The following is a 15845-nucleotide window of genomic DNA, read 5'->3' as shown; positions in this document are numbered from 1 at the left end:
TTTCATCTTCTTTGCCCTCTTTTTCTATCATTAATATTGAAAAACAAGAAGGAGGCCAATTCATTACTGCACTGACCTCCTCTATATATTCTTTTACAATTGAGCAGAAATCTGACTTTCCAGTGCTGTGAGTCCAAGAGCCAGAGCACCGCATAATCCCGCCTGTTGGCCTAACCCTGGTGGAACGATATACTCATCTATGTGTTCCAAAATAGTACTTGAGCTGACATAGCCGTTCAGGTTCTGAAGCACAGCCTGACGGATCAGTGGAAACAATTGTGACTGCTGCATAACACCACCACCCAGAATGATTTTCTGAGGAGAGTTAAGCAATATAGCACCCGTAATCGACTGTGCAATATAAAATGCTTCCATTTCCCATGCAAGATGATCCATATGAAGTTCATGGCCCTTCTTCCCCCACCTTGCTTCAATAGCAGGACCTGCCGCCATCCCTTCTAGGCAGTCCCCATGATAGGGACATCCCCCTGGGAATACATCGTCAGGATGGCGTCTCGTAAGAACATGACCCCCTTCAGGATGCACAAGACCATGAATGAGTTTACCTTCTGAATACACTCCCACACCAACACCCGTGCCAACTGTATAGTACAAACAGCTGGATAACCCTTGGGCAGCGCCCCATTTGGCTTCACCAAATGCCGCTGCATTGACATCCGTGTCCCATCCAAAAGGAACCGAAAAGTTTCTTTTCAAAGTGCCCAGCATATCGTAATTTCCCCACCCTGGCTTTGGTGTTGTAGTAACGTAACCATACGTTGGGCTGTCTGGGCGTATATCGATCGGACCGAACGATCCAATTCCGATAGCTTCTACTTGCTTGCCTTGAAAATATTGAATAACTTTGGGCAACGTCACCTCAGGATGTTCTGTTGGGAAACTAATCTGATCTTCAATTTCCCCATTTTCATTCCCAATGCCACATATAAACTTCGTCCCGCCAGCTTCAATCGCTCCTATACGCATATACATGACTCCTCTCGATGACTAATTCTTGTCTTGCTCAGCAGAGGGAGTAAGCTCATAGATATCCAGGGAAATCAGCAAGTCATTCTCATTTTCTGCAAACACAGCTATACCTTTAGATTCTAGTCCAGGGAATATAAGATCCGTAATCACTGCCTGACCACCATTACTGAACGCCTCAACTGAAGAGCGATCCACATAAATACGGAGATCATTTGACTCATCAAGCGCTTCGAGCTTAGCTGAATGATGTCCTACGAAATGTTCGTGGAAATCATGCTGACCTGAAGCCATCCGATCTACATAAAGCTCCTCTGTCTCACCGTTAATACCGATTATTGTTTGACTATCCGCACCTACTCTTACTTTGAAGCCTACAGATTTACCTCGAGTGAACTCAGCTATAATCTCATAAGATTCCAAGTGAATCTCCTTAAGAAGAGTATTGATTTCTTGCACCGTTGCCTCTTTCACAGAAAGGACTTGTACACGAGCAGATTCCAACTCTTGTACCGGCTTCTGCACAAGAAAGATCTCCCCTTGTCTTGATTCGAGTTGAAGCTCCCTTGCAATCGTCATCGCGCCGCGGAATTCTTCTGCCGGCGTCTTGTTAGCATACATCCAGTTGCTCATCCAGCCGATAAATAGTCGTCTTCCATCTTCAGCCGGTATATCAGACCAGCTTACACCTGCATAATTATCTCTTCCATAATCAATCCAGCGAACTTTTATCGAATCTTCATCTGGCGTGAACACTTCTCCATCAAAATCCCCTGTGAAATACTGAGTTCTTGACCCTTCCACAAAAGCGGGATCCGCACCGATGCTCACAAGCATCACCCATTTCGTGTTCGAATGATCGCCATCAATAGCAAGTGGGAACAAGTCTGGGCATTCCCATACCCCGTCATGAGAACCGATTCCGTTACCAAATTCGCTGGCATATGTCCAGTTAATTAGATCAGGAGAATGATATAAACACACCGTTTGACCACAAGCTACAATCATCACCCATTGATTCGTATCTTGATTCCAAAATACTTTGGGGTCACGGAAATCAATGAATGTATCATGTTCAAGTACCGGGTTTCCTTCATACTTCGTCCAGGTTCTTCCGTTATCTTTACTGTAGGCCAAGCTTTGACGCTGAATGGCTGGCTTGCCTTCTGGCATATCCAAATGATGCGTAAAAATCGCTACTAAACCTGGTTTACCTTCAAAAAATCCAGTCGTATTATTCCAGTCAACTACAGCACTGCCGGAAAAAATCATACCTAATTCATCTGGAGCGAGAGCGATAGGCAGTTCCTCCCATGTAACAAGATCCTTGCTGACCGCATGGCCCCAGTGCATAGCTCCCATGGTCATTCCACCCGGATGGTGCTGAAAGAACAAATGATATTCACCCTCAAAATAAACCATTCCGTTTGGATCGTTCATCCACTTTTCCTTAGGGGAAAAATGATACACACCTCGGTAATTTTGTTTCGCAATCGTAGACATTATTGTTTTCTCCTTTACTCCCGTAATAAGATCTTAGTTCTAAGATCATCTCTCTTTATATAGATGAAGGTCGTGTATAGCAGTGTAACTGCATGGAACACGGCCTTCACCCCACAATATTAATCATTTGTTATTGGGTTGCTCTATCATATCCGCCTTGTTTAATTTGAAGCCATTCTTGCAAGCCCAGACGATCCAATTCTTTCAGATATTCATCCCACTGCGCTTCGATTTTACCGTTTTGGTACCATTCCGTGCGCATTCTAAGCACGTAGGCAAAAAGATCCGTTTCAATTGTCGTAAGGCGATCAAGCTCTTGAATGGAGTGGAATACACTCGGCATTACGTTTTCTGCTTTCATCTTTGGCGCCATGATATTCTTGATAATATCCATTCTGCTTTTGGCATCATCCGGCATGGTTGTGTATTTCCCATAATAAGAATCAAGAATAGCAAGGGGTCCACCGACACTTGTTTTCTCACGTAGTTCTACAGGAGCTGCACCCTCCAGTGGCAAATGTTTCAGCATTCCTTTTTCTTTATCAAATTCGAAAATATTCTGCTGTTTTTCATCTCCATACGTCCCCCAGTTGTTCTGTACAGATTGAATCGGATCGAAGAGTTGATCAACCCATTTCGCTGTCGTTTCCAAGTTCTTATTGGCGCTTGTGACAACCATCTTACCTCTTCCCAAACCAAGCGCGTTCGTTCTTGTTACGTTAACTTCACCATCGGGTCCAGCAAGTGGAGGCATAACTTCGTAGCTGTCATTATCTCCGGTGATGTTGGCCTTATCCCATGAGAAGTAAAGTCCGTATTTCTGATCCTTTCCTTTTGCAAGGTAAGTACTCCAGTCTTGTGTGTAGGCTTCAATATCAATGAGTCCTTCTTTATACAGCTCGTTAATAAAAGAAACTGCTTCCTTGTAGTCTTCTTGTGCCGCCGTAAATATCACTTTCCCATCATTGCTCACAACCGCATGGTCAGGGTTCTCACCCAATCCAAACGAAGCAAATAGGAATGCCAGATCTTCTGCTCCAGGCTTGTTAATAAAGGACAATGGAATTTCGTCAGCCTTACCGTTGCCATTTGGATCTTTTGTCTTGAATGCAATTAATACTTCTTTTAATTCTTCCGTTGTTTTAGGCATATCAAGGCCCAGCTTCTTAAGCCATTCCACATTGATCCAAGGCATACTATCTACCGCCTGGATTCTTTCTTTACCGCTACCCAGCTCTTCAATCCATGGAAAGGCATATATATTGCCATCTGGTGCCGTAATCATACTCTTATATTCTGGTGCTTCTTCCAGCACCTTTTTGAAGTTTGGCATATTATTCTCGATGAGATCATTCAGCGGGACGATGGCACCATCTTTAGCAAGCTTGAGCAGCTCATAGTCACTGTAGTCCGCATTAAAAATAGCATCAGGAAGATCACCGCTTGCCACAGCCAAGTTTCTTTTTTCAACAAATACGTCTTTCGTGAAATTCTTCCAATTAATATGAACATTCGTCTTTTCTTCAAGACGTTTATTAATCAGTTTTTCATTTGGATCAGTTGGTGCAAGTGGAGAGCTTTGCGTAATAAAGTTCAAAGTTACTTTACCGCTGGCGTCCTGTTCTTTACTAGCTGCACTTCCCCCTCCTCCTCCACCGCATGCACTAAGGAACATAAGTGAAGCAAGTACAGTTACAGAAGCTGCTTTCGTCGAAACTCTTGATTTCTTAATTCTTTTCATAGGGTATGACCTCCAAATTAGATATGAATGAATTAATTTTTATCTATGTGCAGCCTGTTTCCTACTTAAGGGAACCGACCATAACACCTTTTTCAAAGTACTTCTGGAAGAACGGATACATAACAATGAGTGGCAAACTGGAAACAACAATGGCAGCATACTTGATGATTTCAGACAATCGCTTCATTTCCGCCATGGCGAGTTGGTCGCTGATCATGCCCGGATCTACCTGATTCTGGATCAAGATGGAACGCAACACGAGCTGCAGTGGATGAAGATTCGGATTATCTAAATAGATCATAGCGTCAAAGTAGGAATTCCACTGGCCAACAAAGGCATAAAGAGCGAGCACAAAAACAATCGGTTTGGAGAGCGGTAATACGACACTGAAGAAAATCCGCATCTCCGAAGCTCCGTCTACATTAGCGGCTTCCTTCATTTCATTCGGAACTCCTTTGAAGAAAGTTCTAGAGAGAATGATGTTCCAAACATTGACCGCCCCTGGAATGATCACCGCCCATACTGTATCAAGCAGACCAAGGTTCTTAACGAGCAGATATGTAGGTATGAGTCCACCCCCAAAGAACATGGTGATAATAAACAAGGTCATGAAAAACCCTTTTCCTTTGAGCCTGTCATCGGACAGTGCGTAACCGGCACAGATTGAGACGAGAACGGTAATCATAGCAAATGAAACAGAGTATAAAACAGAGTTTCCAAAACCTCGGATCATGGCCGGATTAGAAAGAATTTTTTTATACCCTTCTAATGACCAGTCCGAAAGATTGAATGATAATCCTTTACTGAGCAGCACAGATGGATCCATAAAAGAAGCAATCACTACATAAATCAAAGGAAGTACGATGATAAGTACGGCCAGTGTCAGGAAGATCGCGTTCAGCACGACGATAAAGCGATCTAATCCGGAATGTTTAATAGGCATAGCTTGTTGCTCCTTTCTTAGTAAAGACCGTCACCCTCATTCAGTTTCTTCACGGTGAAGTTAACTGTGAGGAGCAAGACGATGTTGATGATAGAGTTAAACAATCCTACTGCGGCTGAATAGGCATAATCGCCCGACTGCAAACCAATTTTATAAACGTAAGTCGGAATGATTTCTGAGGTTGGCAAGTTCATCGCCGTTTGCATGAGGTAGGCTTTTTCGAAGCCAATTGACATAATCCCACCAGCTGCAAGGATAAATACGATAGCCATAATTGGACGAATGGTTGGCAGATCGATATGGCGTATTCTTTGTAGAAGATTAGCGCCATCGAGATTGGCTGCATTATGTAACTCAGGATCGACATTAGCAAGCGCTGCTACATAAATAATGGATGCCCAACCGGCTCCGGTCCAAATATCAGATAAAATGTAGATCGAACGGAAGTACTCGGGACGAGACATGAACATAATTGGTTCACCTGTAAGCCAGGTAAAAAACTGGTTAATCGGTCCCGTTGGGGACAAGAAGATAAACAACATCCCGACCACAACGACAACAGAAATAAAGTTAGGTGCATACAAGAACAATTGAATGTTCTTTTTGACGCCTGCACGGCGAATTTGATTCAACATCAAGGCAAGCAGGATCGGAATTGGAAAACTCAGAATTAATCCGAAGAAACTTAATTTAAGCGTATTCAAAAAGATTACTTCGAAATTGGGAGAAGAAAGGAATTTCTCGAAGTTGTACAAACCTACCCATTCACTCCCCATGATTCCTTTGATTGGGCTGAAATCTTTAAAGGCTATAATCGCACCATACATAGGACCGTATTTAAAAATAAGGGTCAGAATCACAGCTGGTGCGAGCAAAATATAAAGAAAGTAGTGCTTCTTTAAATAATCCATTAAGGAACTCTTATGTCGCGTCACCGTTATTCCGTGTTCGGCTTCTATTGGGTTATGCAATGCCTTTACCTCCGTTCTTATCAATGTTTACATCTTGATGCAGTAAGGGCTTTCAATCTCACTTATGTCCTGCTGCTTTTACAATTTACCAAACACTTAATCGTTCGTCAATACATTTTGTAAAAATATTTATGTGCATATGACAAATTATTCTGTTCATAAATGACGCATACTATTTTACATAATTACAAATACAGCCAATTTAAATAAGGATATATACTTTAATCTCATCATTTTCTCAATAACATAAAAACAAAGCTATTTTTTTGCACATATACAACCTAATAAAATGTAAACTAAATTGTGCATTTGTAAATATAACGTTGCTATTTTTAGCAAACTAATATACATTAAAGAGAGTTGGAATAATGGCAAATAGTACACTATTTGTGGCGAATATTAAGAACAAGAATATAGAGGTGAATTACATAGGTGGCCAGAGAAAAAGTAACCATACAAGATATCGCGGATGCTTTAGGAATCTCCAGAAATACAGCTTCTAAAGCCCTAAATGGAACGAACGGTATACCTGATGAAACCAGAAACAAAGTAATTAAGAAAGCAATAGAGTTAAAATATAAACAATTTGCTTTTATGGACACCGAGAGTGTTCAATCCAGAAACTCTGGAAACATCGCTTTATTAACAGAAAACTTACCTAACACTTCCCATTTTGGGTCGAAACTGATCAGTGGCATGGAAAAAAGAATCAGTGCAGAGGGATATAATTTATCCATGCACATTATTAGAGACATTGATCAAGAGTCCCTGTCTCTTCCTAATAATTTTGATGTCTCCAATGTAGACGGAATTATTTGTATTGAATTGTTCAATTCGGAATATAGTAAGTTGATTACAAGTCTAGGTATTCCAACTATTTTCATCGACTGCTCTGCAGATGTCTGTTACCCTGAATTCCAAGCAGATGTACTTCTCATGGAGAACGAACACAGCACATACCAACTTACCAAAAAGTTAATTGAGGGCGGTTACAAATCACTGGGGTTCATCGGGGACTATAATCACTGTAGGAGTTTCAATGAAAGATGGGTGGGCTTTAATCGCGCACTAATAGAATCCGGGATTCAGCTTGATCTCACACAATGCATTCTCGATGACGATCAACTATTTTTCTCAAGTCCAGAGTGGGCAGATACTAGACTAAGTCAAATCAATGAGCTCCCTTCTGCTTTCGTGTGTGCTAACGATTATATTGCGGTTACCTTTATGAAGTCACTCAAAAATGTACTTTCCATTCCTAACGACATCGTCATTTGTGGTTTTGATAACGGTCCTGAATCAAGCATTGTAGAACCCCATCTTACTACGGTTCATATTTATAGTAATGAGATGGGTGTCAAAGCAGCCGAAATGCTACTTTCCCGAATTCATGATCCGAAGCAACCCTATCAGGTTTCTCATATTTATACCAAACTCATCATAAGAGACTCTACGCCTAATATCAGTTGATGAATTCATAATTTTGAGATAAAAAAATAACCTAAGAAAATGAAGCAAAGAACCCAAGCGATTTAAAATTCAATCGCTTGGGTTCTTTATGTTTGTTAGACTACAAGAATGACCGTCTACTCCCTTTATTGGAACGATAGCTCTTAATGGCATTAATCAAGCCGATGCACGATGTGATGTCAACAAAGAGGGCGTCTCTTATTCATTCCCCATCGTGCTGATGTCGATGACAAACCGGTAACGGACATCTGAAGCAAGGACACGCTCCCAGGCTTCATCAATCCGATCAGCAGAAATGACCTCGATTTCAGATGCAATATTATGTTCAGCGCAGAAATCAAGCATTTCTTGAGTTTCACGAATTCCGCCAATCATCGATCCGGCAAACGAGCGGCGGTGGCCGATCAGCGAGAATACGTTTACTGCCAAAGGATCAGCAGGCGCACCGACATTGACTAATGTACCATCCAGCGCCAAGAGCGAAAGATAGGCATCGATATTAATCTGCGCGCTTACAGTATTTACGATTAGATCGAACGAACCGGCAAGCTGTTTAAATGTCTCCGGATCGCTAGTGGCATAATAATGATCCGCCCCTAATTGCAATCCGTCTTCCTTCTTCTTCAGGGACTGTGATAAAACAGTAACCTCAGCCCCCATGGCATGAGCGATCTTCACAGCCATATGTCCAAGCCCACCAAGACCCACTACAGCTACTTTTTTACCGGGAGCTGCTCCCCAATGACGCAGAGGTGAATAGGTGGTGATTCCTGCACACAGAAGCGGTGCAGCAGCATCAAGCGGAATACTGTCAGGGATCCGAACCACAAAATCCTCGGTTACGACGATATGAGTGGAGTAGCCGCCTTGCGTATACTGCCCGTACCGGTCGATAGCTCCATAGGTGCCCGTATTTCCACTCAGGCAATACTGCTCCTCACCTTTATGACAATTACTGCACTCTCCACAGGAGTCAACCATACAACCTACCCCTACCCGGTCGCCCACTGAGTACTTTGTGACTTCAGAACCAATCTGGCTGACAATTCCGGCGATCTCATGTCCCGGAACGAGTGGATAGTTGACCGGTCCCCACTCCCCGCGGGCAGTATGAATGTCCGAGTGGCAAATACCAGCGTATTTAATCTCAATAAGAACATCGTGCGGCTGCAGTTCTCGGCGTTCGATTGTGGTTAGCTTGAATGGACCTTCCTGACTGAATGTAGCGCGTGCATTAACTTTTATCATAGTGAAACCTCTCTTCTGGTTAATAATAAAATCTAAAACGTCAGCTTTACAAAACATATGTTATTACTTAAAGTTAACTCTAAGTCAAGCACAAAATATATTTGAGATTGGAGATAGATGATGAAGACATACTCCATAAGTGAAGTTGCAGAGTCCTTTAACATGACACCACATACCCTACGTTACTATGACAAGGAAGGTCTTTTCCCTTCTATAGAAAGAACCTCCGGCGGTAAACGTATATTCAAACAATCCGATATGGACGCTTTAAAGGTAATTGAATGCCTGAAGTCATCCGGGATGCCAATTAAAGAAATAAAACATTTCATTGAGTGGTGCTCTGAGGGGGATTCCACCTTACAGCAAAGATATGACATGTTTCTGGAGCGGAAAGCTTCCGTAGAAGCGCAGATGGAAGAATTGAAAAAAACGATGGAAGTCATAGAACACAAATGCTTCTACTACAAGACTGCCTTGGATAGTGGTACGGAAGATATCCATAAAAATAATAAAATAAAAAGTTTATCCGCTCATTAGGAATGTACCTTCAAATTACAGTAAAGGCGGGGCAGATTGATCTGCCCCGCCTTTCTTTAATTCATAAATTTTTTAATTGGTACGCCTTTTTGCCAGAAGCTTCTCCGTAAAATTCACATCAAAAAAATGAATGATGGGTCCCAGACCAAGTGCTGACACCAAAGTTCCTAAGCCTACAATGCCTCCTGCCAGGAAACAAATCAGAGCACAAAGAGCATCCGTAAACATCCGGTGCCAAAAATAAGATATTTTAGGGAAGTTCTCTCTCATAATCAGGGACAAGCTGTCGTAGGGAGCTACTCCCACCTTCGATGTCTGATACAGGGATACCCCAAAACTGCATACCACCACGCCAATTGCTACGATAACCACTCGCTGCCATAACAAATGAGGTTCGCCGAACAGAGATAGCCAATTATTATGAAAGAAAGTAGCAATATATCCTAAAAGAATTGCGTTTACGAAAGTCCCGACTCCAATAAACTTTCGTCCTGTTATGAATTCGATTACAAACAATAGCAGGTTCAGTAAGATCAAAAAATTCGCATATGTTATACCGACGCTCTCTGCAAGTGCCATTGCCATACCGCTGAAGGGATCATTCCCCATGCCGGACAGCTTGAAAATACTAATTCCCATGCCCAGAAATACATTGCCGATAATCATAATAAGCAATCGTTTTTTATCGACGTTATGAATATATCCCCTCATATTGTCCATCCTATTTTCATATTAAAAATGCAACTTACAATAACGACGTCATTATATCATATTTTCTTGATTTGGATTGGAAAGAAATACAAAGATTACACAGAAAGGAGACGATTAAATGAAGGACGACAAGAAAGCTCCGCTTGACGGACGCGGCCCGGGTGTTGATCCCATAACCGAACCCGATTCAAGTCTGGCTGGCGATATGGGAGCAACAGGTAAGCTGGAAGAAATCGTGGGTGCTTTGCAGGGCGACGAACCAGAGATCACAGCTCCCGGCATTTCTCCTGATAAACAAAAAAATACAGAAACAACGGACTGAACATTGATTGAAGGGAACATTCCAGGAAAGAGGCTGTCCGATATTATTACAGCTAATGAGGTATCCCGTTTTATAATATTCCAGGATCCGGGATACTTTGTTATCTAATCACCTTTCCTAAAAAAACAAAGCAACTTATCCGCAGACAAGTCGCCTTTTAATACTTTAATGTCAACAGATCTACTTTATGACTTTAAGCTCACCGCTTTCAACATTATCAAGTCCAACTCTTCCTGTGACAACAGCATCAAACACCATGACTGACCAACTTCTTTTGGGACAATATCATCATTGTCAAAATTGTAAAAATCAAATGACTCTAAATGCTTATACTACTTGTTCACATATGATTTGTTCAACCTGCAAACTTGGATTTTTAAAAACAGGCAATATTTTTTCCAAATACCAAGTAAAGTCGGTAATATCAATATCACTTTCAACTACAATTTTATTCCTATATATTGATAAACTGAAAACCATCTCATTCGTATTAAATATAAGCAAATCGCATCCGGCTTTAGAATCTCTTCGTAACAATTGAATTCCAATAGTTTCACATAACCAATTGAAATCATCATCATCACCTATCGGTAGAAATGTAACAATCCCCTTACTATCGACGTAATCCCAACCTTCATTTACAAAGTGCTGAATTAAATTTGGTACTGATAAAATTGCACGACTACGCTCGCTTAAAAAACCTCCAACCCCGTATATGCGGCTTCGGAAGTTATTCATTGACGCTGCATTTCGCAGTTACTCTAAGTACAGAATCCCAAAATCACAGCTTCTATGAAAATCTGGTTTGTTCGAATGAACTTTGCTCCATGTTCCAAAATGCGGATAGGTCGTATCGTCGCCGCACTTGTAAAAGTTACCTCTTATCCTTTTTCCCGGTACTGCCCGAAAATCCGAAAAATAAGATTGTACCCAAGCCCATGAGATCGAAAAGCTTAATTCCCAATACACTCCTCCTTTATCATTGATTTGATCCGTGGTGCATAGGACGTGGAAAAGTGCCGGATTGATAGTGATTGGGAAGCGATCATACCGATCTGCTCCTATCTGCAAGAGAATTACGCCATTCGCATTAAATTCGAAATTCATATAGCGCTGGTCCGAATCCGGAGTAGGCTGAAAAAAGAACTCGATGCAGCTATCCTTATACACGGGATCATTCATGTTTCTATATGTTCGTATTGGATTCTTTTCATAAACCTTAAACTGAAGCTTCAGATCGTCCTGACTGTAATTTAATCTTGCTGTAACGACCGGGTTATACCCTTTAAGCCATTGATACTGCTTGATGATCTGGACTTCTTCTGTATCTGAACCATCCGTCTGATTTGTCAGGCGGGAAATTACTAAGGTTTCTAATTTTCTTTCCATGGTTCATTCCCTTCTGTTCGGAATCCCACTGGGGCTAACACAGCAAAACAACCCCATTAATTAACTTGATTATTTAGACCCGCGATTCCCCGGTTTTCCAATACGCAGTTTCGATCACCGAGATTTCGCACGGCCGTCTGCCGTTACCTGTATTGGAGGATGAAGGAGACTGCCCGCTCTATATCCCTCTCAGGCTCTCCTGCAAGGTGGCGAAGGAGGCGTCAAAATCTACCTTCCCCTCGCCCAACGGAACCTCCTGGAATATGACTTCGGAGCTTACAAGCTCTGCAATCCGTTGATGATCCAGCGGCTGATATCCGATGGCACCGTACACATCCCTTGGATCGACCGGCTGATGTCGGATGCTGTCCTTCACATGGATGTGGACGATATAGTCCTTCAGCAGGTGTATACCATACACCGGGTCATCCCCTGTTACCATCACCATGTTGGTCCACTCTTATTTCGCGCAAGGTAACGTAATTCCTTCATGGATTGCCCGGTCGGCCAGGAGAGCGATATCCATCGCCCGGCATGCATCCTCCATTGTCGGTATAGCGGGCAAGTTGTTCTCCAGCATGGACAGGAAATAGTCCAGTTGGGCACCCGTAGGCTTCACGGAGAAGTCCATATTGATCTGCCGAACCGTTCCTTTCCGGTGGTCTTCGACCTCAACCAGATTTCCCAGATGCTGATCCTCTCGCGGTCGATCGTTCTTGTAGATGATGCGGATCCGGCCTGCCGGTCCGATGAATTCCTTCCGGTTATCAGTCGGAAGCCCCTTACCCCACCCCGTCTCAAAGTAACCGATGGAGCCGTCCGACAGACGGAGGGTCATGAGTCCGTAATTGTAAGTGTACGGCGGGACTTCTTCATAGAGACGCTGCCCTATCCCGTTGACGCTTACCACTTCCGCCCCTGTAGCCCAACGCATCACATCGATATAATGGACGCCGCAATCCACGATCGGCGAGACGTCCCGGAGCAGGGACAATTGGGAAGCCCAATTTTTGGAGGGCTTCAATTGGGATAACCGGATGACCAAGGGGAAGCCGATAGCGCCCTCCCGGATCATCTTCATAACCGCCTGGTACGTGGTGTTATGGCGAAGGATGTGACCGATCAGGACCTTGGTTTTGGCTCCACGGGCAAGCTTCATGAATTCCTGCGTTTCCCGTGCATTGCCCGCCATCGGCTTCTCGCATAGGATATGTTTCCCTGCAGCGAGACAATCTTTTGCGATCTCCAGATGGGAGGATGGGTATGTGGCGATAATGACCAGATCCACATCGTCACGCTCGATCAAGACCCGGTAATCCGTGCTCCAACACTCGGCTCCGTATTGGCTTGCCACTAAGGAGGCCCTGTCCCGGTTCCAATCCGCCACGCCGATCAACCGGACCCGCTCCTGTCGTAATATCGCGTCCAAGTGGAGAGAGCCCATATAACCGCAGCCTATCACGACCGCCCCGTACCTTTTCATGATGCATCCATCCTATCCTTCTCACTCGCGGAGGTTATTTTATGTTAATCCAAGCTCCTTGTTGGGAGAATCCGAAGTCTCCCTACTGCGTCTAGTCTTCTTGGGCATTGATGACTTACCATTCTTCATGCATATCCTTCTCTTACATTTGTATTATACCGGATTACTACAGAATAACTTTTATCTAGTTATGATACCTTGTTACCTTTATTATATAAGAATGATGGAGAGTTTTATTTAGCTAAGAAAGTTACTTTTTGCACGATTCCGTTATTCCGTCTAATACTATGTAAGGGAGCTGTCCCGCTATGCCCCCCCTCTCCAACGCTGGTCCGCAAGCCAGTCCCCTTCCAGGAATGAACTCCCTCCATCCATTACGCGCATTTCTAGAGGGTCGCACCTCGCTTGTTCCCGAGAAGGAGGCTGTACGATTTCGAGCTGCTCTATGTATGCCATTGCGATGGAGGAGCGAACCTACACAGTGTTACCTGGGCAGCCTATCGTTCTGCTTTCCGGCGTCTACCACCGGAAGGCAAAGGAGGCTGATCCGACCACCAAACTGATCGGGATCACGGTGAATTGCAGTAGGTAGAAGCGCAGAACTTAAAATCTTGCGGTACGTGAGTACCGTACGGGTTCGCCCCCCCGCCCTCAGCAGTTACAAACTTAATTATCTGAATATGCTTTTTTTATGTTCAATTAGCCCAACTACTTAAATTAACAAAAAAGCAACTCCCTTGTTGGCAAGTCGCTTTTAAAACACTCTATAGTGAATCTTTAGTTATTATTTAAGATCCTAGCGCTTAGCCTTATAAAACTCATGATACAGCTTCATGAGTGCCCGCTTCTCTATCCGCGAAATTCCCAGCTCCTTCGCAATCTCCCTCTGTGTCCTCTCTTCCCCGCCTGTATCCAATCCAAACCGACCAACGACAACTTCTTTTTCCCTGTCATCCAAAATATCGAGATTTCGATAAATCTTGCTCTTCTCAATCTTCAGGTCGACCTCTTTAATGACATCATCAGCCTCGGAGCCAAGGATATCGATCAGCGTGATTTCATTTCCTTCCTTGTCTGTCCCAATTGGATCGTGCAGAGATACGTCTTTCCGTGTTTTCTTCAAGGATCTAAGGTACATCAGGATTTCATTTTCAATACAACGAGCCGCAAATGTGGCCAGTTTTGTCCCTTTGTTCGGGCGATAGCTCTCGATGGCTTTGATCAGGCCGATCGTGCCGATGGAAATCAGATCCTCCATGTCTTCTCCGGTGTTATCAAATTTCTTGAGGTTATGGACACGATATGATGTAAAAAACATACCAAATACGATCGTTTCCAATTTTCCAGGAACACAAACATCGGTGCAATTGTCTCATTCATACGTTAAGTTCCTATTCGTTTTTTCTCAATTTCATCTGTGCTATATTCTTGGACAATTTGTCCTTCAGCTTAGCAATATCCTGCGTAAGATTCATCATTTATATAAACGCTTCTTTTATCTTATAGCTTAGTAAAGAACAGCAAAGTGCAATTTGTGTTCACTCAAGTCTGGATGCATTATTTAATATATATTTCCATAATTAACTTGTTAAATGACCAGCACAGTGTTATTTATGTTTGGTGAAAATAAAGTATTAGACTGGAGTCGTTGATTTAACGTGGTTTTTGAAATGAAAAATCGTCAGCTTTTGAAAAATGAGTTTTAGACTGATCCATTATTAGAAGCAGCGGCGGACCAAGACTTGATAAATAAAGTCTTAGACTACCGCTGTTGTCGTTCAACTAACGTTCCCCGTTAGTTGAACAAGAAAAAAGAAAAAACAAGTCACATCAATTGAAGTTCAAGAAGATCCAAATTATCGCGAACGAGGGTCCTTTTGTCCTTATAGTCCCAATGGTCGATCAAGTTAGGCAGCTTCGTCAGATTGTAGTCTTTATTCCATGCCAACAAGTTGTGGATGCCTTCGAGCGTCTCTCGCTTCTTGTTTGGGACGATGTCCGCAATACGCTCTTCATAACGCTCCCAGATCCGTTCCTCCTGAACGGACAACGGCGTCATCAGTACGACGATCTTATCTACAGCATCAAAACTTGGCGCTACCCACGACCTGTATACGCCTTCTTTGATCCATGAATCGAGACCGATGATTTCTCTGAGTCGGCGGTCACGCTCATCCCCCGGTGCCTTTACGCCATACTCGTTCGATTGATGATCCCAGAAAATATTGTCTAGATCGTAATGCGGGATATGGAGTTTATCGCTCAATAACTCCGCGATGTAGGATTTACCGCTTCCTGAGCCGCCGATGATATGAATTCGGATTGCTAACAGCTCAGCTCTTTCTTCCTGATTGTATTCGTGGAAGCACCTATGCTGAGAGTATTTCGTCGTATTATTTAAACTATCCTGCCCGTTAGCTGAACAAAGGCAGCCGATCCACTGATCGATTGCCTTTGTGTCGTTATTGAGCTATCGTGTCCCGTTAGCGTGATGATGACCTAGCCTGAGAATACTTTATCAAACACATCTTGAAGGAATA

The 15845-nt window shown here is 43.1% G+C and carries 15 protein-coding genes and 1 pseudogene; 3 read left to right on the top strand and 13 right to left on the bottom strand.

The window, feature by feature from the left end:
- Positions 1-93: 93 nt before the first annotated feature.
- The 5 genes from NST34_RS07165 to NST34_RS07145 form a co-directional block, all read right to left on the bottom strand.
- Positions 94-987, bottom strand: coding sequence for an ROK family protein (locus NST34_RS07165; protein ID WP_341127457.1), 894 nt, complete (start codon positions 985-987; stop codon positions 94-96).
- A 21-nt stretch (positions 988-1008) separates the two neighbouring features.
- A complete protein-coding gene (locus NST34_RS07160; RefSeq protein WP_341127456.1) occupies positions 1009-2490 on the bottom strand; it encodes a glycoside hydrolase family 32 protein in 1482 nt (493 codons plus the stop codon).
- Between the two features lie 130 nt (positions 2491-2620).
- On the bottom strand, positions 2621-4231 hold the full coding sequence (locus tag NST34_RS07155) for an ABC transporter substrate-binding protein (RefSeq protein ID WP_341127455.1): 1611 nt from the start codon (positions 4229-4231) through the stop codon (positions 2621-2623).
- Positions 4232-4292: 61 nt separating this feature from the next.
- Entirely contained in the window at positions 4293-5174 is an 882-nt protein-coding gene (locus tag NST34_RS07150; RefSeq protein WP_042125286.1) for a carbohydrate ABC transporter permease, read from the bottom strand.
- 17 nt (positions 5175-5191) lie between these two features.
- Complete coding sequence (locus NST34_RS07145) at positions 5192-6085, bottom strand: ABC transporter permease (protein ID WP_341053321.1); 894 nt, start codon at positions 6083-6085, stop codon at positions 5192-5194.
- A 492-nt stretch (positions 6086-6577) separates the two neighbouring features.
- On the opposite strand from NST34_RS07145, the gene NST34_RS07140 reads away from it, so the two are divergent.
- The gene (locus tag NST34_RS07140; RefSeq protein WP_341061442.1) at positions 6578-7615 is read left to right on the top strand and encodes a LacI family DNA-binding transcriptional regulator; all 1038 of its coding nucleotides are present in this window, start codon (positions 6578-6580) and stop codon (positions 7613-7615) included.
- A 198-nt stretch (positions 7616-7813) separates the two neighbouring features.
- Here the strand turns inward: NST34_RS07140 and NST34_RS07135 are convergent, their stop codons facing one another.
- On the bottom strand, positions 7814-8863 hold the full coding sequence (locus tag NST34_RS07135; protein ID WP_340968051.1) for an NAD(P)-dependent alcohol dehydrogenase: 1050 nt from the start codon (positions 8861-8863) through the stop codon (positions 7814-7816).
- 120 nt (positions 8864-8983) lie between these two features.
- Between NST34_RS07135 and NST34_RS07130 the strand changes: the two genes are divergently transcribed.
- Positions 8984-9400: a MerR family transcriptional regulator gene (locus tag NST34_RS07130; RefSeq protein ID WP_149647909.1), complete on the top strand. Its 417-nt coding sequence runs from the start codon at positions 8984-8986 to the stop codon at positions 9398-9400.
- 72 nt (positions 9401-9472) lie between these two features.
- Here the strand turns inward: NST34_RS07130 and NST34_RS07125 are convergent, their stop codons facing one another.
- The gene (locus NST34_RS07125; RefSeq protein WP_076284368.1) at positions 9473-10111 is read right to left on the bottom strand and encodes a YczE/YyaS/YitT family protein; all 639 of its coding nucleotides are present in this window, start codon (positions 10109-10111) and stop codon (positions 9473-9475) included.
- Between the two features lie 118 nt (positions 10112-10229).
- On the opposite strand from NST34_RS07125, the gene NST34_RS07120 reads away from it, so the two are divergent.
- Positions 10230-10433 (top strand): hypothetical protein, encoded by a 204-nt coding sequence (locus NST34_RS07120; RefSeq protein ID WP_076284369.1) that lies wholly within the window; start codon positions 10230-10232, stop codon positions 10431-10433.
- Between the two features lie 327 nt (positions 10434-10760).
- Here NST34_RS07120 and NST34_RS07115 read toward each other — a convergent pair whose 3' ends face one another.
- From NST34_RS07115 to NST34_RS07090, 6 genes and pseudogenes are all read right to left on the bottom strand, one after another.
- Positions 10761-11171 (bottom strand): hypothetical protein, encoded by a 411-nt coding sequence (locus NST34_RS07115; protein WP_341127454.1) that lies wholly within the window; start codon positions 11169-11171, stop codon positions 10761-10763.
- 18 nt (positions 11172-11189) lie between these two features.
- Positions 11190-11822, bottom strand: coding sequence for a carbohydrate-binding family 9-like protein (locus NST34_RS07110; RefSeq protein WP_341127453.1), 633 nt, complete (start codon positions 11820-11822; stop codon positions 11190-11192).
- 143 nt (positions 11823-11965) lie between these two features.
- Positions 11966-12273, bottom strand: a pseudogene (locus NST34_RS07105) (sugar phosphate isomerase/epimerase); the annotation flags it as partial.
- Positions 12274-12282: 9 nt separating this feature from the next.
- Entirely contained in the window at positions 12283-13266 is a 984-nt protein-coding gene (locus NST34_RS07100; protein ID WP_256721635.1) for a Gfo/Idh/MocA family protein, read from the bottom strand.
- A gap of 835 nt (positions 13267-14101) precedes the next feature.
- Positions 14102-14623, bottom strand: coding sequence for an RNA polymerase sporulation sigma factor SigK (gene sigK / locus NST34_RS07095; protein WP_341129514.1), 522 nt, complete (start codon positions 14621-14623; stop codon positions 14102-14104).
- Between the two features lie 507 nt (positions 14624-15130).
- Positions 15131-15571 (bottom strand): hypothetical protein, encoded by a 441-nt coding sequence (locus NST34_RS07090; RefSeq protein ID WP_081382702.1) that lies wholly within the window; start codon positions 15569-15571, stop codon positions 15131-15133.
- Positions 15572-15845: the final 274 nt, after the last annotated feature.

It is taken from the genome of Paenibacillus sp. FSL H7-0714 (genome assembly GCF_038003765.1).
In the GTDB taxonomy this organism is placed as follows: Bacteria; Bacillota; Bacilli; order Paenibacillales; family Paenibacillaceae; genus Paenibacillus_AQ.
This window is presented reverse-complemented; position numbering and strand designations above follow the sequence as displayed.

Excerpts from the sequence above, each read along its gene's own strand:
- NST34_RS07165 (WP_341127457.1), bottom strand. The coding sequence starts at position 987 with ATGCGTATAGGAGCGATTGAAGCTGGCGGGACGAAGTTTATATGTGGC.
- NST34_RS07160 (WP_341127456.1), bottom strand. The coding sequence starts at position 2,490 with ATGTCTACGATTGCGAAACAAAATTACCGAGGTGTGTATCATTTTTCC.
- NST34_RS07155 (WP_341127455.1), bottom strand. The coding sequence starts at position 4,231 with ATGAAAAGAATTAAGAAATCAAGAGTTTCGACGAAAGCAGCTTCTGTA.
- NST34_RS07150 (WP_042125286.1), bottom strand. The coding sequence starts at position 5,174 with ATGCCTATTAAACATTCCGGATTAGATCGCTTTATCGTCGTGCTGAAC.
- NST34_RS07145 (WP_341053321.1), bottom strand. The coding sequence starts at position 6,085 with ATGGATTATTTAAAGAAGCACTACTTTCTTTATATTTTGCTCGCACCA.
- NST34_RS07135 (WP_340968051.1), bottom strand. The coding sequence starts at position 8,863 with ATGATAAAAGTTAATGCACGCGCTACATTCAGTCAGGAAGGTCCATTC.
- NST34_RS07130 (WP_149647909.1), top strand. The coding sequence starts at position 8,984 with ATGAAGACATACTCCATAAGTGAAGTTGCAGAGTCCTTTAACATGACA.
- NST34_RS07125 (WP_076284368.1), bottom strand. The coding sequence starts at position 10,111 with ATGAGGGGATATATTCATAACGTCGATAAAAAACGATTGCTTATTATG.
- NST34_RS07120 (WP_076284369.1), top strand. The coding sequence starts at position 10,230 with ATGAAGGACGACAAGAAAGCTCCGCTTGACGGACGCGGCCCGGGTGTT.
- NST34_RS07115 (WP_341127454.1), bottom strand. The coding sequence starts at position 11,171 with ATGAATAACTTCCGAAGCCGCATATACGGGGTTGGAGGTTTTTTAAGC.
- NST34_RS07110 (WP_341127453.1), bottom strand. The coding sequence starts at position 11,822 with ATGGAAAGAAAATTAGAAACCTTAGTAATTTCCCGCCTGACAAATCAG.
- NST34_RS07100 (WP_256721635.1), bottom strand. The coding sequence starts at position 13,266 with ATGGGCTCTCTCCACTTGGACGCGATATTACGACAGGAGCGGGTCCGG.
- sigK (WP_341129514.1), bottom strand. The coding sequence starts at position 14,623 with ATGTTTTTTACATCATATCGTGTCCATAACCTCAAGAAATTTGATAAC.